Genomic DNA, 19,980 nt, shown 5'->3' on the forward strand with positions numbered 1-19,980 from the left:
CGGATCATCGCGCCGCTGCCACGGCGATGATCCAGCCCACTTCGGCGCCGATGCCGGCAATGACCTGCATGACATGCGCCCGCACGCGGTAGCAGGGAATCACCACGGCAATGCGCGGCATCGCGGCGGAACCCTTGTCTGGCGTTGGCGTGGAGAGCGTGGACGTACTCATTCTGCGGGGAGCTCCATGGCGGCGGGAAGATACCACCACTGGCGATCGCCTGCCTCGCCCCGCAGTTCCGCCCCGGCCAACTGCAGTGCCGCGCGTTGCGGCGCCGTCAGGTTACGGGTGTTGAGAATGATGTGCCCGGCCTGCATGCCCCGCAGCACTGCCAGCCACCGCTGGCCGCTGGCATCGTGTTCGGCGACCGCTGCCGCCGCCTGCAGCGAGGGCGCGTACCAGGCAACACTGCGGCCACGGCTGCCGAACTCGGCGAAGTAGGGGGCGGCAGGGTCCAGTACCAGGACATTGCGTCCATCATCGGGCGACGCGCGAACGCCCGCTGCCAGCGAGCGTTCGGGGGTGAAGCGCTGGAACAGGGGCTCGTCGCGGCCAGCGGCCTTCAACGTGTCCTTCAATGCACCGCTGCGCATCATCCAGTAGCCGGTCGATTGCAGGCTGACGTTCAGCACGCAGATCGTGACCAGCAGTACCAGCAGCGGCCGACGCGGGGCGCCGGCACCCAGCGCCGCAACGGCCACGACAGACAGCAGGACCATGCCCGGGTAGGCATAGCGCAGGTACTGCACAGGCAACAGCGGCAGCACCAGTACGGCTGTTGCCACCAGTGTCGCCGCGCGCGTGGACGGGCGCAGCAGTGCCAGCAGCCACAGGCCCGCCAGGCCGACCAGCGCCACGCCTGCCGCGCCATCCTGCGACTCGAAGTAGCGCGAGGAATGAAACGTGAGCATCCACGGCAGGTTGGCGCCGAAGCCGACGCTGTAGGTGGCATCAAGGAAGTTGACGGGTGCGTAGTACGGCGAATGGAAGATGCCGTTGAACAGCGGCAGCACCGGGTTGCCGGCGATCCAAGTGGCGTAGGCGTAACTGGACGCGCCCACCAGCAGGCCGACCAGCGCCACCAGTACGATTCGTGGCAGCGACGGCCACGGATGGCGGACCAGGGCCCATAGCAGTACCGGCAGCGCCATGAGCGCACCCATGGTCTTGATTGCCAGCAGCCCACCCGCCAGTACCGCCAGCAGCAGCCAGCTGGAAAGACGGGTATCCCGCGGGGCTGCGGCCAGTGCACACATCCACAGCAGTACTGCTGCCGTTGGCAATTCGGTCTGCATGCCGCCGGCCAGGCCCGCGGTCAGCGGCAGGCTGGCTACCATGGCAACGGCGAGCCAGCGCGACTGCCCGCCCGCCCCCAGTTGTGCAGCCAGGTGCCACGCAGCAGCGCCCAGTGCCAGCAGCCAGAATGCATTGACCGGGCCGCGTGCTTCAGCACCAGACAGCAGCTGCGGAATCGCATGGATCACATCGGTTGCCCACGGCGCCAGTGCCCAGATCTGGTGTTCTGGCGCAGGCTGGTACACCCCGAGTTCCATCAACTGCCACGGCAGCCGCAGGTGATAGGTCAGGTCGTCATACTGCAGGGTCGGCAGCCAGCAGGCCGTGCTGGCCAGACCAAGCACGAGCACGGCAAAGGCTGCGCTACGCGGTGCAGCGGCCACTGCATGCCGCCATTGCGTGGCCGCGGCCCGCAGCGCGGACCGCAGTGTGGCGCGGCGCCAGGCCACCAATGCCAGGCAGGCCAGCAGGTAGATCCATCGGTAATGGATCGGCAGCAGCAGCGTCCAGCCCAGTACCGCGGCCATCACCAGCAGGCCTGCGCATGCCTGCAGCGCCAGCGCGCGTTGCGCGAACAACGTTGTACCGATGGCGGCTGCAGCCAGCAGCATCAACAGCGCAGACAGGAAAGCCAGCACACCAGCGAATACAGGCAGTAGCAGCAACCACAGCACGCCCAGAACGCTGGCCATCGACCAGTGGCGCCAGCGCTTCAGTAGTACGCCAGCGCCGCACGCGAACAAGCCGATCTCCACAAGTTCGGCGAAGCGGCTCCAGGGGATGCTGCGCGCCAGGGGGGTAGTACACAGCCCAAGGACGAGCAGGGCTGCGCCCAGCCACGGAAGCAGATTCGGGAATCGACTGTGGATGACAGGCATGGTTCACGCAGCACAGGGGAACGCGTCGGCTATGCTAGCAGCCAGTTCACAGTTCGTTGCTGCCCGGATATTCCATGAGCCAAGCCCTGCACGTCATCATCCTCGCCGCCGGTGCTGGAAAGCGCATGAAATCCGTGTTGCCCAAGGTGCTGCAGCCGATAGCGGGCCAGCCGATGCTGGCCCACGTGATCGCCGCAGCGCGCGAACTGCAGCCGGCCGCCATCCACGTGGTGTATGGGCACGGCGGGGAAGCCGTCCGCCAGCATTTCGCCGACCAGCCCGACCTGCTGTGGGCCGAACAGGCGCAGCAGCTCGGCACCGGCCACGCCGTGGCGCAGGCGATGCCGCAGGTGCCCGATGCGGCGCAGGTGCTGGTGCTGTACGGCGATGTGCCGCTGATCCGTGCGCAGACCCTGCGCCACCTGCTGTCGGAGCCGGGGCGCCTGGCGGTGCTGGTGGCCGAGCTCGATGACCCGACCGGTTACGGCCGCGTGCTGCGCGATGCGGAGGGCAAGGTCGGCTCCATCGTCGAGCAGAAGGACGCCACTGACGACCAGCTGCGCGTGCGCACGATCAATACCGGCATCATCGCCGCCGAGTCGACCGCGCTGCGCCGCTGGCTGTCGCAGCTGTCCAACAGCAACGCCCAGGGCGAGTATTACCTCACTGACGTGTTCGCGTTCGCCGCGAACGAGTACACCCCGGCCGAGATGGCGCTGGTCGCCGATGCGCAGGAGGCCGAGGGGGCAAATGATCCCTGGCAGCTGTCGCAGCTGGAGCGCGCCTGGCAGCGCCGTGCGGTGCGTGCACTGTGCGCACAGGGCGCGCGCGTGCGCGACCCGGCACGCCTGGATATCCGTGGCACCGTCACCGTGGGCAGCGATGTGCTGATCGATGTCGACGTTGTCCTTGAAGGCAACATCGTGCTCGGTGACGGCGTCACCGTAGGCCCGTTCAACAGGCTGAAGGACGTCAACCTGGGGCCAGGCACCGAAGTGCGTGCGCACTGTGATCTGGACGGCGTGGTCACCGAAGGCGCTGCGCAGATTGGCCCGTTCGCACGGCTGCGCCCGGGCACCGTGCTGGCCGATGGCGTGCACGTCGGCAACTTCGTCGAGACCAAGAAGGTCACCCTCGGTGTGGGCAGCAAGGCCAACCACCTCACCTATCTGGGCGACGCGGTGATCGGCAGCAGGGTGAACATCGGTGCCGGCACCATCACCTGCAACTACGATGGCGTGAACAAGTCGACCACCACCATCGGCGACAACGCCTTCATCGGCTCCAACAGCTCGCTGGTGGCACCGATCACCATCGGCGAGGGCGCGACCATCGCTGCCGGGTCGGTCATCACCCGCACCGCGCCGGACGGCAAGCTGACGCTGGCACGTGCACGACAGGAAACCATCGATGGCTGGAAGCGCCCGGTCAAGAAGTCCTGAGCCACGGGTTCCGCGCACCGATGAGCTGGGTGTGCTGCCGGCGATCGAACAACGTGCCGGCGAACTGCTGAGGGGTCACGAGGCCTATCCGGTGTTTGCCAGCCACGGCCTGGACCTGCCGACGCTGCAGGAAGGCCTTGAGCGTGGGCAGCTGTGGGTGGTGGATGGCGCCGCCGGCGGTGTTGCCGGCTACCTGCTGGCCGGCGACCTGGCAGGCGAGTTCCATGTCCTGCAGATGGATGTGGATCCAGCGCACGCGCGTCGTGGCCATGGCCGTGCATTGCTGCGGCATGCCTTGGCGCAGGCCAGGGCCACCGGCTTTGCTGCAGCGGTGCTGACCACCTTGAGCGATGTGCCGTGGAATGCAGCCTTCTACGCCAGCGAAGGGTTCGAGGTAGTGCCCGAGGCGCAGTGGAGCGAGGGCCTGCGCGCGGTGATGGCCGAAGAGGCCGCGCTGGGATTTCCAATGCATCTGCGGGTGGCGATGCGGCAGGTCTGGTAGGTGCCGACCCTGGTCGGCACATCCACGCATGGCGTGGCTCTACTGACAGACCGAGCCAAGTCGGCAACTCACCCCACCGGCAGCAGGATCGAGACGCACAACCCGCCATCGCCACGATTCTGCAGTGACACACGCCCGCCGTGCGCCTCCACGATCTCGCGGGTCAACGCCAGCCCCAGCCCGGTGCCGTTGCGCTTGGTGGAATAGAACGGCATCAGCGCGTTCTGCAGCACCTGCTCGTTCATGCCCTTGCCACGGTCCAGCACATCCAGGCGCAGCCATTGCGGCAACCGCGTCAGCTGCACCTGCACGTCATCATTGGGCGGATCGGCTTCGGCGCCGGCCTCATGCGCGTTCTTCAACAGGTTCAACAACGCCTGCCCGAACTGCGCGATGTCGATGCGGCTGCTCAGTTCCTCGTCCGGCTCGCGCTCCATGGTGAACGGAATCTGCTGGCGCAGGCTGGACAGGAAGGGGGCCCAGTGCACGGTCTGCAACTGCGGCTGCGGCAGCTTGGCAAAACGCGCATAGCCGCGAATGAAACCTTCCAGATGGCGCGCCCGGTCTTCGATGGTGGTGAAGATCTCCGGCAGCCGATCGAAGCGCTCGCGCTGCACCAGCACGCCGCCGGAGTGTGCCAGCGAAGCGATCGGTGCCAGTGAGTTGTTCAGCTCATGGCTGATCACCCGGATCACCTTCTTCCACGTCTGCACTTCCTGGCGGCGCAGCTCGGCGGTGAGCAGGCGTACCAGCAACAGGTCGTGCGGACGGCCATTGAGGTGGAAAGAACGACGTGAGAGGTGATAGACCTGTTCGTCATCCTCGTCGCTGTCTTCGCCTTCCGCATGCACCGCGAACAGGCTGTCGCCGCCGCGGGCGATGGCATCGCGCAGTTCCACCGGCACCTGTTCCAGCACGTCCTCCAGGCGCTGTCCTTCCAGCTTCCAGCCGCCATGCAGCAACTTGCGCGCGGCCAAGTTGGAGAACACCACGCGGGCGATGCCATCGCCGCCGGAGGCGATCAGCAGCATCGCCACCGGCGTGTTCTGCACCATTGTGTCCAGCAGCAGCTCGCGTTGCACCAGGCCCTGCCGCTGTGCACGCAGTACATCACCCAGTTCGCGGTGTGCCTGCACCAGGTCGCCGAGCTCGTCATTGCCGGGCCAGTGCACGCCGAAGTTGTATTCGCCGTCGCGATAGCTGCTGGTGGTGCCCGCCAGGGCCCGCATCAGTGACCGCACGGGGGCGGTGGCACGGCGCAGCGTCCACCACATCAGCGACAGCAGGATCAGTGCCGACACGGTGGTCACAACCCAGCCGTGGTCCATCCAGTACGCCAGCAGCCACGGCAACGCGGCGGCCAGCGCCAGCACCGGCAGCAGGCGCAGGAACAGGCGGAAGGTGAACGAACGCCGCTTCATTCGCGTGGGATGCCGTGCCGGTCCATGCGCCGGTACAGTGCCTGGCGGCTCAGGCCGAGTTCGGCGGCGGCCTGGGCGATGACGCCGTGGTTGCGCGCCAGCACATCCTCGATGCGCGCACGGTCAGGATCATTGCCGGCACTGGGCGCCGGTCGCGAAGCAGGTGCGGCACGCGGCAGGTTCAGGTCGGTCACTTCGATGCGGTTGCCGGTCGCCAGCAGCTCGGCGCGCTGGATCACGTTGCGCAGTTCGCGCACGTTGCCGGGCCAGGGATGCCGTTGCAGGGCCGCGGTGGCGGCGCTGGACAGCGGCTTGCCGGCGGTCAGGAAGCGCTCGGCCAGCGGCACGATGTCGCCCGGGCGTTCGGCCAATGGTGGCAGTACCAGTTCCACCGTATTGAGGCGGTAGTACAGGTCTTCGCGGAAGGTGCCGTCGCGGATCATCGCCGGCAGGTCGGCATTGGTCGCACTGACCACGCGGACTTTGACCTGGCGCTCGCGATTGGAGCCAAGACGCTCGAAGCGGCCGGTTTCCAGCACACGCAGCAGCTTCATCTGCCCGCCCAGCGACAGGTTGCCGATCTCATCCAGGAACAGGGTGCCACCATCGGCGGCCTCGAACTTGCCTTCGCGTGCCTTGTTGGCGCCGGTGTACGCACCGGCCTCGGCACCGAACAGTTCGGCTTCGATCAGTTCCGACGGCAATGCGCCGCAGTTGACCGTGATGAACGGGCCCTTGGCCACCAGCGAGTTGGCCTGGATGATCTGCGCGATCTTCTCCTTGCCAGCGCCGTTGGGACCGGTGATCAGCACCGGCAGTTCGGAGCGCGCGACCTGGCAGGCGAGCGCGATGACGCGCTCGCTGGCCGGATCTGCAAAGACCGCGCCACAGAGCTTGTACTTCTCTTCCAGCGTGTTGCGCTGCCGCAGCTCACGCGCGCGCCGCCGGTCCAGCTCGCGGCGTGCCTCGGACAGCTCGAGCAGGTTGTTGACCGTGGTCAGCAGCTTGCGGTCGTCCCAGGGCTTGGCCAGGTAGTCGGCGGCACCGGCCTTGACCAGGTCCACCGCGCTGCTCAGGTGGGTCCAGGCGGTGAGCAGGATCACCGGCAGGTCCGGGTGGCGCGCGCGGATCTGTGCGAACAGCGCTTCGCCCTCCTCGCCGGAGGTGGTGTCCTCGCTGAAATTCATGTCCTGGATCACCAGATCAACCGGCTGCGACTCGAGCAGGGCCAGCCCTTCGGCCGGGCTCTGCGCCTGCAGGGTGTCGATGTCATGCAGGGAGAACAGCACGTCCAGCGCGGTGCCCACGCTGGCGTTGTCGTCGATGATCAGGATCGAAGGCATCAAGCAGTTCTGCAGAAAGGGATGGGCGGCGCCGATGGAGCCGTGTTCGTATCCATACGCCGGGAGAGCCCGGCGCCACCCATCAAGCATAGCCAAAGCCGCGGCGACGAGGGCGGGCTGGTTTCAGCGCCGCGCTGGTGGCGGCGGTGGCGGCGGTGGCGGAGCGACCAGCGCCAGCCGCCACGAGGTGGCGTCCACCGGGACGGTGAGCTCGCGTTTGTCGCGGCGCAGCAACAGGTACGCAGTCGGGGCACTGGAATGCCGCAGCGCATCGGCAAGATGCTCGATGCGCCGCACAGCCGTATCGTCCAGGCGCAGGATGCGGTCGCCGCTGCGCACGCCGAAGCGGGCTTCCGGACGCGCGGCTTCCACCCGTACCTGGCCCTCGGTCGAGCGCAGCGCCAGGCGGGCATCATCCTGGCGCCATTCCAGCGTCTGCGAGCTGCCACCGCCGGCCAGCGCCGGCAGTGGCAGCAGTGCCATCAACAGCATCCGGCAGGCACGCATCTCACGCGCCCCGCGTGGCAACTGCGGGCGGGACCGCTGCCGCGCGCCGGGCCGGCCCGAACACCGCGACCTGGCCCAGCACCCACAGCAGCAGCGCGCCCAGCGGCAGGTAGTACAGGGGCATGCGTGGCAGCTCGTACAGGTTCATCAGTGCCAGATTGATCGCGTAGGCCGCCAGCATGCCCAGCACGATGCCCAGCGAGGCCAGCAGGAAGTTCTCGGTCTGGAAGTAGCGCAGGATCTGCCCGCGGGTGGCACCGAGTGCGCGGCGAATGCCGATCTGCTTGCTGCGCTGCTGCACCCAGAAGCTGGCCAGGCCGATGATGCCCAGTGCGGTGACCACCAGCAGCGAGACGCTGACGGTGATCAGCAGGCCAACCATCGCGCGGTCGTTCTTGAAGAAGTCCTTGCGCTGGTCTTCATAGGTCAGCTTGTCGCGCATCAGCCGGTTGGGGTCGTTGCGCTCCAGTACAGCAGCCCCCGCATCAAGCACCTCCTGGCGGCGTTCCGGCGAAGTGCGCAGCACATAGGTGCCACCCTCGTCGAAGGTGCGCCGCATGGGCAGCAGCATCGAGTTGGTCCAGTTGTCATTCCAGCCGTTGGGCGTGCTCAGCGTGTCGACGATGCCGACCACGTGCAGCGGCTGCTTGCCCATGTAGTAGGTCTTGCCCAGCGCGCTGCCGTTGGGTTCCATCTTGGCGGCGGTGGCCTGGGTGAGGATGACCGGGATGGCGTTTTCCTTGGCGCCCCCCTTGCTGGCGTCTTCGAAGTTCTGGTACTCGCCGGGCAGGAAATCGCGGCCGGCGATCAGGTTGATGCCCATCGTGGCCAGCCCGTTCTCGGACAGGGTGTACATCGAGGCGTTGGTGGTCGGCCGTTCCTGGTCGACCTCGCGCGAGATGCTGCTGCTGGAGGAGCCGTGGCGGAAGGGAACCTGGTTGATGATGGTGACGTTGCTGACGCCGGGAATCGCGCGCAGCGATGCCAGGTCCTCGCGGGTGCGGGCCATGGCGTCGGTCTGCTTGCCGATGCCACTGACGCGCAGCATCACCAGTTCGCTCTCGGCGATGCCGCTGGGCATGCTGATCTTCTCCACGCGCTGGCTGACCAGGAACAGCGCGTTGCAGACGATGGCGCAGGTCAGTGCGACTTCCAGCACGATCAGGGCAGCGGCAGTCTTGTGCCGGCGCAGCGTGCTGAGGATGGGGCGGATGTCCATGGGAGTCCTCGTTCGGGTGCTTACTGCGACTTGAGCTGGATGGCCGGGGTGACCTGCATCGCACGCCAGGCGGGCAGGAAACCGGCGGCGACGCTGGCGAGCAGGGTCAGGCCCAGTGCGAGCAGCAGCATGTTGCCGTCCAGGTGGGCCAGCTTGGCGTATTCCACCGGTTGCTGGCGCACCGCGAACAGGCCGAGCAGGGCCAGGCCGATACCCAGCACGCCACCGACCACGCCGACCGCGCCGGCTTCCACCAGGCATTGCAGGAAGATCTGTCCGCGGCTGGCGCCGAGCGCGCGGCGCACGCCGATCTCACCGCTGCGACGCAGGAACTTGGCCAGCAGCAGGCCCACCGTGTTGACCAGGCAGACGCCGAGGAAGCCCAGTGCCAGCCACAGCTGCAGGCGCACGTCGCTGGGCACTGCGCCATTGAAGTCCAGCCACTCCATCACGGTGCGCAGGCGCACGTTCGGCGGGTGTTTGAAGCGGCCGGCCTCGCGCTGCTGGGTCGAATAGTTCTCCAGGTAGCGGCGGTAGTCGTCGGCCTTGGCCGGGTCCATCTCCACCCAGTACTGCAGCCACGCGCACGGTGCGTTGAGCGAGTAGCTGTTGCCGTCCGGATTCTCGCCGAAGCAGTTCATGTTGCCGTTGCTGCCCAGCTTCAGGTCGAAGGAGGTGGAGATCGGCAGCAGCAGGTCTTCGTTCTTGCCGTAGCTGCCAGTGGTCAGGTCGTAGAAGTGCGGCTCCGGGCTCCATTCCTTCATCACGCCGACGATGCGGTAGCTCTGGCCTTCCATGCGCAGGTCGCGGCCCACGCTGTTGGCGCCCTGGTACAGCTTGTCATTGAGCGCCTTGGAGATGACCACCACGCGCGCACGGCCTTCATCGTCCTCGCGCGTCCAGGGGCGGCCGTACTGCATGGGCACCTCGAACATCGGGAAGAAGTCGGCCGAGGTCCAGCGGGTGTCGATGCTGAAGGGCTTGAGGGTGCTGTTGTCCGGTTCGATGGTGCCGCCGCCTCCGCTCATCAGCGCCTGGCGCTCGCCCTTGGCTTCGCGCAGCAGGGCTTCACCGTCGAAGCGGGTCAGCTGGGTTTCCGGCTCCTCACCGGCGACGTAGGCGCCGGTCGCGGCGTCGAGCTGGACGTAGAACAGGCGGTTGCTCTTGCCGGGAATCGGGTCACCGGACAGCACGTGGAACACGGTCAGGGTGGTCATCGAGGCGCCGATGCCGAGCGCGATGGCAACCACCATCAGCGCGGTCAGGACCTTGTTGCGGCGGAAGCTGCGCACCGCCAGTCGGGCGTAGTAGGCGAACATGGTGGGGCCCTCACTCGTTGACGGCGACGATGTGGCGCGGCGGCGTGACCAGCACCGGCTCGCGCACCAGATCGGTGACCTGGCCATCAACGATGTGCACGTTGCGCTGTGCGCGCGCGGCCAGTTCCGGATCGTGGGTGACCATCACGATGGTGGTGCCGGCAGCGTTGATCTCCTCCAGCAGCTCCATCACGCCGCGGGCCATCTGCGTGTCCAGGTTGCCGGTCGGTTCGTCGGCCAGCAGCAGGCGCGGGCTGCCTGCCAGGGCACGTGCGATCGCCGCGCGCTGCTGCTGGCCGCCGGACAGCTCGTTCGGGTAGTGCTTCATGCGCGAGCCGAGGCCGACCTGGGTCAGCGCCTTCTCGATGCGTTCGCGGCGCTCGTTGGCGCTCATCTTGCGATAGCGCAGCGGCACGTCGACGTTGTCGAACAGGTTCAGGTCGGGGATCAGGTTGAAGCCCTGGAAGATGAAGCCGATCTTCTGGTTGCGCAGGCGGCTGCGCGCATCATCGCCCAGCGTGCTCACGTCCTGGCCGTCCAGCATGTAGGTGCCACTGGTGAAGGTTTCCAGCAGGCCGGCGATGTTGAGGAAGGTGGTCTTGCCGGAGCCTGACGGGCCGGTGACCGCGACGAACTCACCTTCCTTGACCTGCAGTTCCAGTGAGCGCAGTGCGTGGGTTTCCACCTGTTCGGTGCGGAAGACCTTGGCGACCGAACGCATTTCGAGCATGTACATGGGGTGTCCTCTCTCCAGGATTCAGGGTTCAGGTATCAGTTGACGGAGACGCGTTCGGCGTCCTTGAACAGGTCGCTGCCGGAGACCACGATGCGGTCGCCCGGTTGCACACCCGACTTGATTTCCACTTCGCCCAGGCTGCTGACGCCCAGTTCGACTGGACGGCGCACGGCGGTGCGGCCATCCATCACGTAGGCCACGCCGTTGCCCTGTTCGACGAACGGGCCGCGCTCGACCTTCAGCACGTCCTTGCGGGTATCGAGCAGCACGCGCACCGACATCCGCTGGCTCTGGCGCAGGCCTTCCGGCTGCGCGCTGGCAAAGCGCACGCGGGCGTTGACCTCGCCGTTGACCACTTCCGGCGATACTGCGCTGATCTCGCCCGGGAACGGCTGGCCGTTGCCACCGGTCAGCTGGGCCGGCATGCCGATCGCCAGGTCGCGGGCGAAGCTCTCCGGCACCTTGATCTCGACCTCGAACTTGGACAGGTCGACTACGCCCAGCACCGGCGCGTTGGCGGCCAGGTTGGTGGACTGCACGGCCTGCACCTGGCCAACCTGGCCATCGAAGGGCGCGCGCAGCGTCAGCGCATCGACCTGGCGCTGCACTTCGGCCACCACCGCTTTCTGGCGGTCGGCCAGCAGGCGCTTGTTGCGGGCATCCAGGTCGGCGCCCTGGCTCTGCAGGCGCGCATCGGTGGTGGCGTTGGCCAGGGCGATGTCGGCTTTCTTCAGCGAATCCTTGGCCTTGGCCAGGTCGATCTGCGGTACCGCGCCGCCGTCGTAGCCGCGCTGGTAGCGCTGCAGGTCACGGTCGGCGGCCTGACGCTCGATGGTGGCCTGGTCGGTTTCCTTGCGGGACTTGGCGCGGGCCAGGGTCGCGTCCAGCGCGGCGCGGCTGGCCTCGGCTTCCAGCCCGGCCAGCGTTGCCTGTTCCTGGGCCAGCTTGCTGCGCAGTTCCGGGCTGTCGATGATCGCCAGCTCCTGGCCCTTCTTGACCACGTCACCGGCGACCACCTTCAGGTCCACGGTACCGGCCGAGATGGCATACAGGATCGGGCTGTTGGCGGCGATCACGCGGCCGTCGGCGGCGATGTCGCGCACCAGGTCGCCGCGCTTCACTTCGGCGATGCGCACGCGGCTGCTGTCGAAGGAGCGGCTGGCATTGGACCAGGCATGTACCGCCCAGCCGATGCCGGCCAGCAGCGCGATGGCACCCAGCGCCGGCCAGCGATAGCGGTGCCAGGCCACGCGGGAGGTGCCGGCCGGGGCGGTGGAAACGATCTGGTCCTGTGCGGAGGTGTCGCGGATCATCGGATGCGTGCCTGACGGTGGTAACCAGTACCAAGCAGGTTGCGTGCCAACCTTATTTCCTTTTGGTTCAACAGGTTGGATGAGGAGGCGAAGTGTCCGGGTGTCCGCGGACACCTTTCCGGACACTTTCATTAAGCGGACAGGAGGGCGACGCCGGACGCGCGGGCTAGAATGCGCCGATCGTCTTCAAGGAAACGCGTGACATGTGTGGAATCGTGGGTGCGATCGCTGATCGCGACGTGGTGCCGGTACTGATCGAGGGGCTGAAGCGTCTTGAATACCGTGGTTACGATTCCTCGGGTATTGCGGTAGTCGACCAGGGTGAGCGCCGCGATGTACGCCGCGTGCGTCGTACCGGTCGTGTGTCGGAAATGGCCACCGCGGCCGAGGCAGAGGGCTTCAATGCGGTGCTGGGCATCGGCCACACCCGCTGGGCCACCCACGGTGGTGTCACCGAGGCCAACGCGCATCCGCATATCAGCCATGGCGTGGCGCTGGTGCACAACGGCATCATCGAGAACCATGAGGAGCAGCGCGAGAAGCTGCGTGCGCTGGGCTACACCTTCGAGTCGCAGACCGATACCGAAGTCATCGCCCACCTCATCCACCACCACCTGAAGGACGGCGATGACCTGCTGGTGGCGCTGCAGCACACGGTGAAAGAGCTGACCGGTGCCTATGCGCTGGCCGTGGTCAGCCGCGCCGAGCCGGAGCGCTTCGTCTGCGCGCGCATGGGCTGCCCGCTGCTGATCGGCCTGGGCGAGGGCGAGAATTTCGTCGCCTCCGACGTCTCGGCGGTGATCTCGGCCACCCGCAAGGTGATCTTCCTGGAAGAGGGCGACACCGCCGAGATCCGTCGCGATGGCGTGCGCATCTTCGACGAGCATGACCAGCCGGTCGAGCGCGACGTGCATCTGTCCGATGTGTCGCTGGCCTCGCTGGAGCTGGGTCCGTACCGCCACTTCATGCAGAAGGAAATCCACGAACAGCCGCGTGCGCTGGGCGACACCATCGAAGCGGCGATCGACGCCGGTGGCTTCCCGGCCGAGCTGTTCGGCAAGAACGCCGAGGCGGTGCTGTCGGGCATCGAAGGCGTGCAGATCATCGCCTGCGGCACCAGCTACTACGCAGGCCTGACCGCGCGCTACTGGATCGAGGCCATCGCCGGCCTGCCGTGCAGCGTGGAGATTGCCAGCGAGTACCGCTACCGCGCCGCTTATGCGAACCCGAAGCATCTGGTCGTGACCATTTCCCAGTCCGGCGAAACGCTGGATACGATGGAGGCACTGAAGTACGCCAAGGCGCTTGGCCACAAGCACACGCTGTCGATCTGCAACGTGCCGGAAAGCGCGATTCCGCGCGCCAGCGAGCTGGTCTGCTACACCCGTGCCGGCGCCGAGATCGGCGTGGCTTCGACCAAGGCCTTCACCACCCAGCTGGCCGCGCTGTTCCAGTTGACCGTGGTGCTGGGCAAGCTGCATGGCCGCATCGACGCGGCGCAGGAAGCGGATTACCTGGAGCAGCTGCGCTTCCTGCCGGGCAGCGTGCAGCACGCGCTGAACCTGGAACCGCAGATCGCGGCGTGGGCCGAACGCTTTGCGCGCAAGTCCAATGCGCTGTTCCTGGGCCGTGGCCTGCATTACCCGATCGCGCTGGAGGGCGCGCTCAAGCTCAAGGAGATTTCCTACATCCACGCCGAGGCCTACCCGGCAGGTGAGCTGAAGCATGGTCCGCTGGCGCTGGTGGACGAGGATATGCCGGTGGTGGTGATCGCCCCCAACGACAGCCTGCTGGAAAAGGTGAAGTCGAACATGCAGGAAGTGCGCGCGCGTGGCGGCGAGCTGTTCGTGTTCGCCGACCAGGACAGCAACTTCAACGCGTCCGAAGGCGTGCACGTGATTCGCACCCCGCGCCACGCCGGCGTGCTCAGCCCGATCGTGCACACCATCCCGGTGCAGCTGCTGGCCTACCACACTGCGCTGGCACGCGGCACCGACGTGGACAAGCCGCGCAACCTGGCCAAGAGCGTGACGGTGGAGTAATACCCATCGCTCCGGTTGGATGCTGCAAGCGAAGGGGCCCCGCGTGGGCCCTTTCGTTTGGCCGGACAGTGCGAAGTGGGATTGCCGCCGGGTGTTCTGTCCGCTGTCGGCAGCGGGCAATCAATCTTTAATGCGCAACTGCGCTTGTATTCAGCGGCGGTTTCAGCCGCGGTGCCATTCTCTGGATCGTCAGCTGGTTCCCATGACGAACTGTCCTATCGATGCCGGTAGTGACCGATGGTCGCAGTCGTAGAATCGATTTGACCGAGGTCCGGGTTGAGCGGTTGAACCCCCACCTCGTTCGCGTTGCAGCACGTCGTCTGCCGATGCCTCCCATGCGGCAGACGGGTGCGCCAGACGTGCGCTGAAAGGTCTGTTCCCGGGGAGGGGGCGTATCGGAAGAGCACACTTTTTTGACTTCAGTGACCTGCACCAGGAAACAAGAATGAACGTCCGCGAACTCCTGCAATCCAAGAAAGAAGCTGTCATCACCATCGATGCCGAAGACACCATCGGTGCCGCCGCCCACAAGATGAGCGCGAACAGGATCGCTGCGCTGGTGGTGATGAAGGACGATGCCCCGGTCGGCATCATCTCCGAGAAGGACATCGTGCGCACCCTGGCCGATGATGGCCCGCAGGCCGGCCGCCGGGTGATTTCCAGCCTGCCGTCCACGGGCCTGGAGGGCATTGCGCCGGACGCCACGCTGAAGCAGGCCATGTCGCTGATGACATACTCGCGTCGCCGTCACCTGATGGTGACCGACGGCAACCAGCTGGTCGGCATCCTCAGCCTGGGCGATATCGTGAAGAACCTGCTGGGCGAGCTGGAACTGGAAAAGGCCGTGCTGCAGGACATCTACATGGCCGCCCACTGAGGGCTGCAGCGCTGGAAACAGAGAAGCCGGGCATTGCCCGGCTTCTTCGTTCACGGCGTCGGTGAAGTCAGAACGTCACCTTCACCGAGTCGGCACTGTAGTTCGCCGGGCCGTGGTAGACCACTTCGATGTTGTTGCCATCGGGGTCGAGCACGAAGGCGCCGTAGTAGCCCGGGTGGTAGGGGCGCTCGCCCGGTGCGCCGTTGTCTGTGCCACCGGCGGCGATGGCAGCGGTGTGGAAGGCATCGACCGTGGCGCTGTCGCGGGCCTGGAAGGCGAGATGATGGCGGCCGGTCAGCTGGCCGGCGGCGGCACGGCTGCTGGCGCTGGAAATGAACAGCTCGTCGGCCCAGAAGAAGTCCGGCCCTTCGCCGCCGAGTGGGATGCCGATCGTATCGAACACTGCCTGGTAGAAGCGGCGGCTGGCGGCCAGGTCGCGCACCACCAGCTGGATGTGGTCGATCAGGCGGCCACGGTGCAGTTCCATCGTTTCCATACGAACCTCTTCAAAAAGGGGACGGAGTCGGTAGCGCCGGGCCGTGCCCGGCGAGCGCGCAGCGCGGCCTGCTCAAGGCCGCCGGGCATGGCCCGGCGCTACCGGAATTGTGCCCCTTTCCGGGTCAGACGTTGGCGATGATCTCGACCCAGTAGCCGTCCGGGTCCTTGATGAAGGCCAGGTTCTTCATGCGGCCGTCGGTCAGCCGCTTCTGGAAGGTTACCCCGAGGTCCTCGAAGCGCTGGCAGGCCGCCTCGATGTCCGGCACCGACACGCAGATGTGGCCGAAGCCGCGCGGGTCGCTGTTGCCGTCGTGGTAGACCGCGCCGTCCTGGGTTTCGGTGCCGTGGTTGTGGGTCAGTTCCAGCACGCCCGGCAGGCCGGCCATCCACAGGCGGCGCTGGCTGTCGTCTTCCGGTACCACCACGCCGGCCGGGAGGTAGGCCAGGAAGTACAGGCTGAACTGGGCCTCGGGGAAGTCGCGCTTGTCGATCAGCTGGTAGCCGAGCACGCGGGTGTAGAAGTCCAGCGAGGCGGTGATGTCCTTCACCCGCAGCATGGTGTGGTTGAACACGAAGCCGGTGGTTTCGGCCGGGGCCTGGGCGGCGACGCCGGGGACATCGCGCAGGGCGGGAATGGTCATGGGGGGAGGTCCTTCAGACAGGGCCGTTGCCGGCCGGATGGGGGCATTCTACCGGCCAGCACCTGACGGTACCGCGACGTACAATGGCCGGATCGCACCGTTCCGTCCTGACAACGATTGCCCGCCATGTCGCAGCGTGAATGGGTGGCCGCCGCCATCCGCAAGATTGAAGCCGATTTCAACCGCTCCGCCGATACCCACCTGATCCCGCTGGCGCTGCCCGGGTTCGAGGGCATCGATGTGTACCTGAAGGATGAGTCGAGCCATCCCACCGGCAGCCTCAAGCACCGGCTGGCGCGCTCGCTGTTCCTGTATGCGCTGGCCAATGGCTGGCTGCGCGAAGGGCGACCGGTGATCGAAGCGTCCAGCGGCTCGACGGCGGTGTCCGAAGCCTATTTCGCGCGCCTGCTCGGCCTGCCGTTCATTGCGGTGATCCCGGCCACCACCTCGCCTGAAAAGATCGCCGCGATCGAGTTCCAAGGCGGCCGCTGCCACCTGGTCGAACGCGCCTGCGACCTCAACTGTGATTCGGAAAAGCTGGCCCGTGAAACCGGTGGCCACTTCATGGACCAGTTCACCTACGCTGAGCGCGCGACCGACTGGCGTGCCAACAACAACATCGCCGAGTCCATCTTCAAGCAGATGGCCGAAGAGCCCAGCCCGGTTCCGGAATGGATCGTGTGCAGCCCCGGCACCGGCGGCACCGCCGCCACCCTGGGCCGCTATGTCAGCTACCGCCGCCACGACACCCGCATCCTGTGTGCGGACCCGGAAGTGTCGGTGTTCTTCGACGGCTACCGGGCCGCCGTGGCCGGTGAACAGGACTGGCGCGACCTGACCTGCAGTGGTGGTTCGCGCGTGGAAGGCATCGGCCGGCCAAGGGTGGAGCCGAGCTTCATCCCGACCAGCGTCGATGCGATGGTCAAGGTACCCGACGCGCTGAGCCTGGCTGCGATGCGCCATGTCAGCCGCCAGCTCGGCCGACGCGTCGGTGGCTCCACCGGCACCAACTTCATCGGCGTGCTGCAGGCGGCGCAGTGGATGCGCGAAGCGGGCCACCAGGGCAGCATCGTCAGCATCCTGTGCGACAGCGGCGAGCGCTATGCGCAGAGCTACTACGATCCGGCGTGGTACGCGCGCCAGGGCATTGATGTCGACGGCGCCGACGCACAGCTGGCCGCTGCGGTGGCCGGGCAGGGACTGCCCGAATTGCCGTGGTGCAGCCTGGAAGCGTTGTAGGACGGCCGACGTTGTCGCCGGGCCATGTCGGCGTCCGCGACGGTGTCTCAGTAACCCGCTGCGGTGAAGGCGTCGAGTACCGCGTCGCGCAGTGCATCGGGCAAGGCCTCGATGTCCATCGCGCGGTCATCCAGGTGCAGGGTGGGATCCAGGATGCTGGCGCGGCCCTGGGCCAATGCCTGCAACCACAGCAGCACGCAGATCACGAACTCGCGCTCATGGCCCAGCTGCAGCTGGCTGGCGCCGCGCTCGACCACTTCGAACGGGTACCACTCCTGGCTTTCATTGAACGTGCCGCCCTGCTGCAGCACCGCCTGCAACTGCTGCAGGTGGCGCGGGGCGTCGTCGCCGGCATCGCACAGCGCGGCGATCCAGGCCAGTTCGGCCGCGCTGGCAGACAGTGCCAGCGACCGCGCCGGTGAGGCGGATGCAACTGCAGCCAGACCTTCCATGTGGGGCCTCGTTCGGTACGTGCCGCTGCGGACTCCCCCGCATCCAGAGCTTCGGGGGGCGCGCGTAAGGCCGATGTGAATGCCGTGCCCCCTTGTCAGCCGCGCCCGGCAGCGCCATATCTGGAGGGCTGCCCGGGTGCCGGGCCCGTATCCTGGAGATCTGCCGTGACCGTTGCCAACCCCCTGCTCGATTTTTCCGGCCTGCCGCGCTTCGAGGCGATCCGCCCCGAGCACGTCGCGCCGGCGCTGGATGTGCTGCTGGCCGAGGCCGAAGCCGCCGTCAGCGCGGCCGAGCAGGTGCAGCCGGTGCGTTGGGAGACCTTCGTCACCCCGTTGGACGACGCGACCGAGCGACTGTGGCGCGCCTGGGGCCTGGTCGGCCACCTGCAGGGCGTGGTCAACACCCCGGAGCTGCGCGAGGCCTACAACAGCAACCTGCCGCGGGTGACCCGCTTCGCCAGTGCGCTGGGGCAGAACCTGGCGCTTTACCGCCAGTACCAGGCGCTGGCCGCCAGCCCGGAGACGGCGCATTTCGATGAAGCCCAGCGCAAGGTGCTGGACAACACCCTGCGCGACTTCCGCCTGGGCGGCGCCGAGCTGGCGCCCGAGGCGCAGCAGCGTTTTGCTGCGATCAAGGAAGAACTGTCGGCGCTGTCGGCGAAGTTCTCGCAGAACGTGCTCGACGCTACCGATGCCTGGTCGCTGATCATCGAAGACGAAGCGCGGCTGAAGGGCCTGCCGGAAGACGTGAAGGCCACCGCGCATGCCGCAGCACGGAAGGACGGCAAGGCCGGCTGGAAACTGACCCTGCAGATGCCGTGCTACCTGCCGGTGCAGACCTGGGGCGAGGACCGCGACCTGCGCGAGATCCTGTACCGCGCCAGCGCCCAGCGTGCGTCCGAATTCGGCGATGACGCACTGGACAACAGCGGCAACATCGACCGCATCCTGGCCCTGCGCGCCGAACTGGCTGCGTTGCTCGGCTTCGATTCGTACGGCCATTACTCGGTGGCGACCAAGATGGCGCAGGACCCGGCCGAAGTGCTCGGTTTCCTGCGTGACCTGGCCTCGCGCGCCAAGCCGTTCGCCGCCAGGGACCGCGCCGAGCTGGAGCAGTTCGCACGCGAGCAGCTGGGCATCGATGCCCTGCAGGCCTGGGACCTGGCGTTCGCCGCCGACCGCCTGAAGCAGGCGCGTTACAGCTATTCCGAGCAGGAGGTGAAGCAGTATTTCACCGAGCCGAAGGTGCTGGGCGGCCTGTTCTCGGTGATCGAGCAGCTGTATGGCCTGCATGTGCAGGAGGACAGCGCGCCGGTCTGGCACGAAGACGTGCGCTTCTTCCGCCTGGTCGATGCGCAGGGCGCGCTGGTCGGCCAGTTCTACCTGGACCTGTACGCACGCGAGGGCAAGCGCGGCGGGGCGTGGATGGATGATTGCCGCAACCGTCGCGTGCGCGCCGACGGCAGCGTGCAGACGCCGCTGGTCTACCTGGTGTGCAACTTCGGCCGGGGTGCCAACGGCAAGCCGGCCACCTTCAGCCACAACGAAGTGACCACGCTGTTCCATGAGATGGGCCACGGACTGCACCAGCTGCTGACCCGCATCGGCGAACTGGGCGTGGCCGGCATCAACGGCGTGGAATGGGATGCGGTTGAGCTGCCCAGCCAGTTCATGGAGAACTTCTGCTGGGAATGGGACCACCTGCAGGCGATGACCGCGCACGTGGACAGTGGCGAGCCGCTGCCGCGCACGCTGTACGAGCGCATGCTGGCCGCGCGCAACTTCCACAGCGGCATGGCCACCGTCCGCCAGCTGGAGTTCGGCCTGTTCGACATGCTGCTGCACAGCCAGTTCGAGCCAGCGCAGGACAGCGTGCTGGCGCTGCTCGACCGCGTGCGGGCGGAAGTGGCGGTGAACCACCCGCCGGCCTGGAACCGCTTCCCGCACCAGTTCAGCCACATCTTTGCGGGCGGTTACGCCGCGGGCTACTACAGCTACAAGTGGGCCGAGGTGCTCAGCGCCGACGCCTATGCCGCGTTCGAGGAAGCGCCACAGGCACTGGCGGAAACCGGTGCACGCTTCCGTGATGAGATCCTGTCGCGCGGTGGCAGCCGCCAGGCGGCGGAGAACTTCAGGGCTTTCCGCGGCCGTGCACCGCAGATTGACGCGCTGCTGCGTCACTCGGGCATGGCGTAAGGCGTCGGGTAGGTGCCAACCTTGGTTGGCACTTCACCGCCCTCCACGCATGGCGTGG

General features: G+C 66.9%; 18 protein-coding genes. 6 read left to right on the forward strand and 12 right to left on the reverse strand.

The window, feature by feature from the left end; genetic code table 11:
• Window positions 1–4: 4 nt before the first annotated feature.
• Together O0J15_RS03765 and O0J15_RS03770 are read right to left on the reverse strand one after the other, a co-directional pair.
• Window positions 5–172 (reverse strand): hypothetical protein, encoded by a 168-nt coding sequence (locus tag O0J15_RS03765; protein WP_227854087.1) that lies wholly within the window; start codon window positions 170–172, stop codon window positions 5–7.
• Entirely contained in the window at window positions 169–2,040 is a 1,872-nt protein-coding gene (locus O0J15_RS03770) for a hypothetical protein (protein ID WP_308305103.1), read from the reverse strand. Before O0J15_RS03770 ends, O0J15_RS03765 begins: the two co-directional genes overlap by 4 nt.
• A gap of 209 nt (window positions 2,041–2,249) precedes the next feature.
• On the opposite strand from O0J15_RS03770, the gene glmU reads away from it, so the two are divergent.
• Complete coding sequence (gene glmU / locus O0J15_RS03775) at window positions 2,250–3,617, forward strand: bifunctional UDP-N-acetylglucosamine diphosphorylase/glucosamine-1-phosphate N-acetyltransferase GlmU (RefSeq protein WP_308305104.1); 1,368 nt, start codon at window positions 2,250–2,252, stop codon at window positions 3,615–3,617.
• Entirely contained in the window at window positions 3,586–4,119 is a 534-nt protein-coding gene (locus O0J15_RS03780; RefSeq protein ID WP_053497585.1) for a GNAT family N-acetyltransferase, read from the forward strand. Before glmU ends, O0J15_RS03780 begins: the two co-directional genes overlap by 32 nt.
• 68 nt (window positions 4,120–4,187) lie before the next feature.
• On the opposite strand, the gene O0J15_RS03785 is transcribed toward O0J15_RS03780, so the two are convergent.
• The 7 genes from O0J15_RS03785 to O0J15_RS03815 form a co-directional block, all read right to left on the reverse strand.
• Window positions 4,188–5,540 carry a PAS domain-containing sensor histidine kinase gene (locus tag O0J15_RS03785; RefSeq protein ID WP_019660726.1) on the reverse strand — a complete coding sequence of 451 codons (1,353 nt, stop codon included), beginning with the start codon at window positions 5,538–5,540 and terminating at the stop codon, window positions 4,188–4,190.
• Complete coding sequence (locus tag O0J15_RS03790; protein WP_308305105.1) at window positions 5,537–6,883, reverse strand: sigma-54 dependent transcriptional regulator; 1,347 nt, start codon at window positions 6,881–6,883, stop codon at window positions 5,537–5,539. Before O0J15_RS03790 ends, O0J15_RS03785 begins: the two co-directional genes overlap by 4 nt.
• Before the next feature lie 123 nt (window positions 6,884–7,006).
• Window positions 7,007–7,375, reverse strand: a complete 369-nt coding sequence (locus tag O0J15_RS03795) for a PDZ domain-containing protein (protein WP_031270494.1) — start codon at window positions 7,373–7,375, stop codon at window positions 7,007–7,009.
• A gap of 16 nt (window positions 7,376–7,391) precedes the next feature.
• Window positions 7,392–8,609, reverse strand: coding sequence for an FtsX-like permease family protein (locus O0J15_RS03800; RefSeq protein ID WP_134735356.1), 1,218 nt, complete (start codon window positions 8,607–8,609; stop codon window positions 7,392–7,394).
• A 20-nt stretch (window positions 8,610–8,629) separates the two neighbouring features.
• A complete protein-coding gene (locus tag O0J15_RS03805; protein WP_134735355.1) occupies window positions 8,630–9,928 on the reverse strand; it encodes an ABC transporter permease in 1,299 nt (432 codons plus the stop codon).
• 10 nt (window positions 9,929–9,938) lie between these two features.
• A complete protein-coding gene (locus O0J15_RS03810) occupies window positions 9,939–10,664 on the reverse strand; it encodes an ABC transporter ATP-binding protein (RefSeq protein WP_010481339.1) in 726 nt (241 codons plus the stop codon).
• A 35-nt stretch (window positions 10,665–10,699) separates the two neighbouring features.
• Window positions 10,700–11,977 (reverse strand): efflux RND transporter periplasmic adaptor subunit, encoded by a 1,278-nt coding sequence (locus O0J15_RS03815; RefSeq protein ID WP_308305106.1) that lies wholly within the window; start codon window positions 11,975–11,977, stop codon window positions 10,700–10,702.
• A 203-nt stretch (window positions 11,978–12,180) separates the two neighbouring features.
• On the opposite strand from O0J15_RS03815, the gene glmS reads away from it, so the two are divergent.
• Together glmS and O0J15_RS03825 are read left to right on the forward strand one after the other, a co-directional pair.
• The gene (gene glmS / locus O0J15_RS03820) at window positions 12,181–14,019 is read left to right on the forward strand and encodes a glutamine--fructose-6-phosphate transaminase (isomerizing) (protein ID WP_019660720.1); all 1,839 of its coding nucleotides are present in this window, start codon (window positions 12,181–12,183) and stop codon (window positions 14,017–14,019) included.
• Between the two features lie 445 nt (window positions 14,020–14,464).
• A complete protein-coding gene (locus O0J15_RS03825; RefSeq protein ID WP_014648481.1) occupies window positions 14,465–14,896 on the forward strand; it encodes a CBS domain-containing protein in 432 nt (143 codons plus the stop codon).
• A gap of 67 nt (window positions 14,897–14,963) precedes the next feature.
• On the opposite strand, the gene O0J15_RS03830 is transcribed toward O0J15_RS03825, so the two are convergent.
• Both O0J15_RS03830 and gloA read right to left on the reverse strand, forming a co-directional pair.
• The gene (locus tag O0J15_RS03830; RefSeq protein ID WP_019660719.1) at window positions 14,964–15,392 is read right to left on the reverse strand and encodes a VOC family protein; all 429 of its coding nucleotides are present in this window, start codon (window positions 15,390–15,392) and stop codon (window positions 14,964–14,966) included.
• A gap of 124 nt (window positions 15,393–15,516) precedes the next feature.
• A complete protein-coding gene (gene gloA / locus O0J15_RS03835; protein ID WP_019660718.1) occupies window positions 15,517–16,035 on the reverse strand; it encodes a lactoylglutathione lyase in 519 nt (172 codons plus the stop codon).
• 126 nt (window positions 16,036–16,161) lie between these two features.
• Between gloA and O0J15_RS03840 the strand changes: the two genes are divergently transcribed.
• The gene (locus tag O0J15_RS03840; protein ID WP_019660717.1) at window positions 16,162–17,274 is read left to right on the forward strand and encodes a PLP-dependent cysteine synthase family protein; all 1,113 of its coding nucleotides are present in this window, start codon (window positions 16,162–16,164) and stop codon (window positions 17,272–17,274) included.
• Between the two features lie 47 nt (window positions 17,275–17,321).
• Here O0J15_RS03840 and O0J15_RS03845 read toward each other — a convergent pair whose 3' ends face one another.
• Window positions 17,322–17,726: a hypothetical protein gene (locus tag O0J15_RS03845; protein ID WP_005419475.1), complete on the reverse strand. Its 405-nt coding sequence runs from the start codon at window positions 17,724–17,726 to the stop codon at window positions 17,322–17,324.
• A gap of 165 nt (window positions 17,727–17,891) precedes the next feature.
• Here O0J15_RS03845 and O0J15_RS03850 point away from each other — a divergent pair, with 165 nt between their 5' ends.
• Complete coding sequence (locus O0J15_RS03850; protein WP_308305107.1) at window positions 17,892–19,922, forward strand: M3 family metallopeptidase; 2,031 nt, start codon at window positions 17,892–17,894, stop codon at window positions 19,920–19,922.
• Window positions 19,923–19,980 lie beyond the last annotated feature (58 nt).

Source organism: Stenotrophomonas sp. Sm10 (assembly GCF_030985515.1).
In the GTDB taxonomy this organism is placed as follows: domain Bacteria; phylum Pseudomonadota; class Gammaproteobacteria; order Xanthomonadales; family Xanthomonadaceae; genus Stenotrophomonas; species Stenotrophomonas hibiscicola.

What these genes read in the sequence shown, in the direction of transcription:
- O0J15_RS03765 (WP_227854087.1), bottom strand. Translation starts at nt 172, where the DNA reads ATGAGTACGTCCACGCTCTCCACGCCAACGCCAGACAAGGGTTCCGCC.
- glmU (WP_308305104.1), top strand. Translation starts at nt 2,250, where the DNA reads ATGAGCCAAGCCCTGCACGTCATCATCCTCGCCGCCGGTGCTGGAAAG.
- O0J15_RS03780 (WP_053497585.1), top strand. Translation starts at nt 3,586, where the DNA reads ATGGCTGGAAGCGCCCGGTCAAGAAGTCCTGAGCCACGGGTTCCGCGC.
- O0J15_RS03785 (WP_019660726.1), bottom strand. Translation starts at nt 5,540, where the DNA reads ATGAAGCGGCGTTCGTTCACCTTCCGCCTGTTCCTGCGCCTGCTGCCG.
- O0J15_RS03790 (WP_308305105.1), bottom strand. Translation starts at nt 6,883, where the DNA reads ATGCCTTCGATCCTGATCATCGACGACAACGCCAGCGTGGGCACCGCG.
- O0J15_RS03795 (WP_031270494.1), bottom strand. Translation starts at nt 7,375, where the DNA reads ATGCTGTTGATGGCACTGCTGCCACTGCCGGCGCTGGCCGGCGGTGGC.
- O0J15_RS03800 (WP_134735356.1), bottom strand. Translation starts at nt 8,609, where the DNA reads ATGGACATCCGCCCCATCCTCAGCACGCTGCGCCGGCACAAGACTGCC.
- O0J15_RS03805 (WP_134735355.1), bottom strand. Translation starts at nt 9,928, where the DNA reads ATGTTCGCCTACTACGCCCGACTGGCGGTGCGCAGCTTCCGCCGCAAC.
- O0J15_RS03810 (WP_010481339.1), bottom strand. Translation starts at nt 10,664, where the DNA reads ATGTACATGCTCGAAATGCGTTCGGTCGCCAAGGTCTTCCGCACCGAA.
- O0J15_RS03815 (WP_308305106.1), bottom strand. Translation starts at nt 11,977, where the DNA reads ATGATCCGCGACACCTCCGCACAGGACCAGATCGTTTCCACCGCCCCG.
- glmS (WP_019660720.1), top strand. Translation starts at nt 12,181, where the DNA reads ATGTGTGGAATCGTGGGTGCGATCGCTGATCGCGACGTGGTGCCGGTA.
- O0J15_RS03825 (WP_014648481.1), top strand. Translation starts at nt 14,465, where the DNA reads ATGAACGTCCGCGAACTCCTGCAATCCAAGAAAGAAGCTGTCATCACC.
- O0J15_RS03830 (WP_019660719.1), bottom strand. Translation starts at nt 15,392, where the DNA reads ATGGAAACGATGGAACTGCACCGTGGCCGCCTGATCGACCACATCCAG.
- gloA (WP_019660718.1), bottom strand. Translation starts at nt 16,035, where the DNA reads ATGACCATTCCCGCCCTGCGCGATGTCCCCGGCGTCGCCGCCCAGGCC.
- O0J15_RS03840 (WP_019660717.1), top strand. Translation starts at nt 16,162, where the DNA reads ATGTCGCAGCGTGAATGGGTGGCCGCCGCCATCCGCAAGATTGAAGCC.
- O0J15_RS03845 (WP_005419475.1), bottom strand. Translation starts at nt 17,726, where the DNA reads ATGGAAGGTCTGGCTGCAGTTGCATCCGCCTCACCGGCGCGGTCGCTG.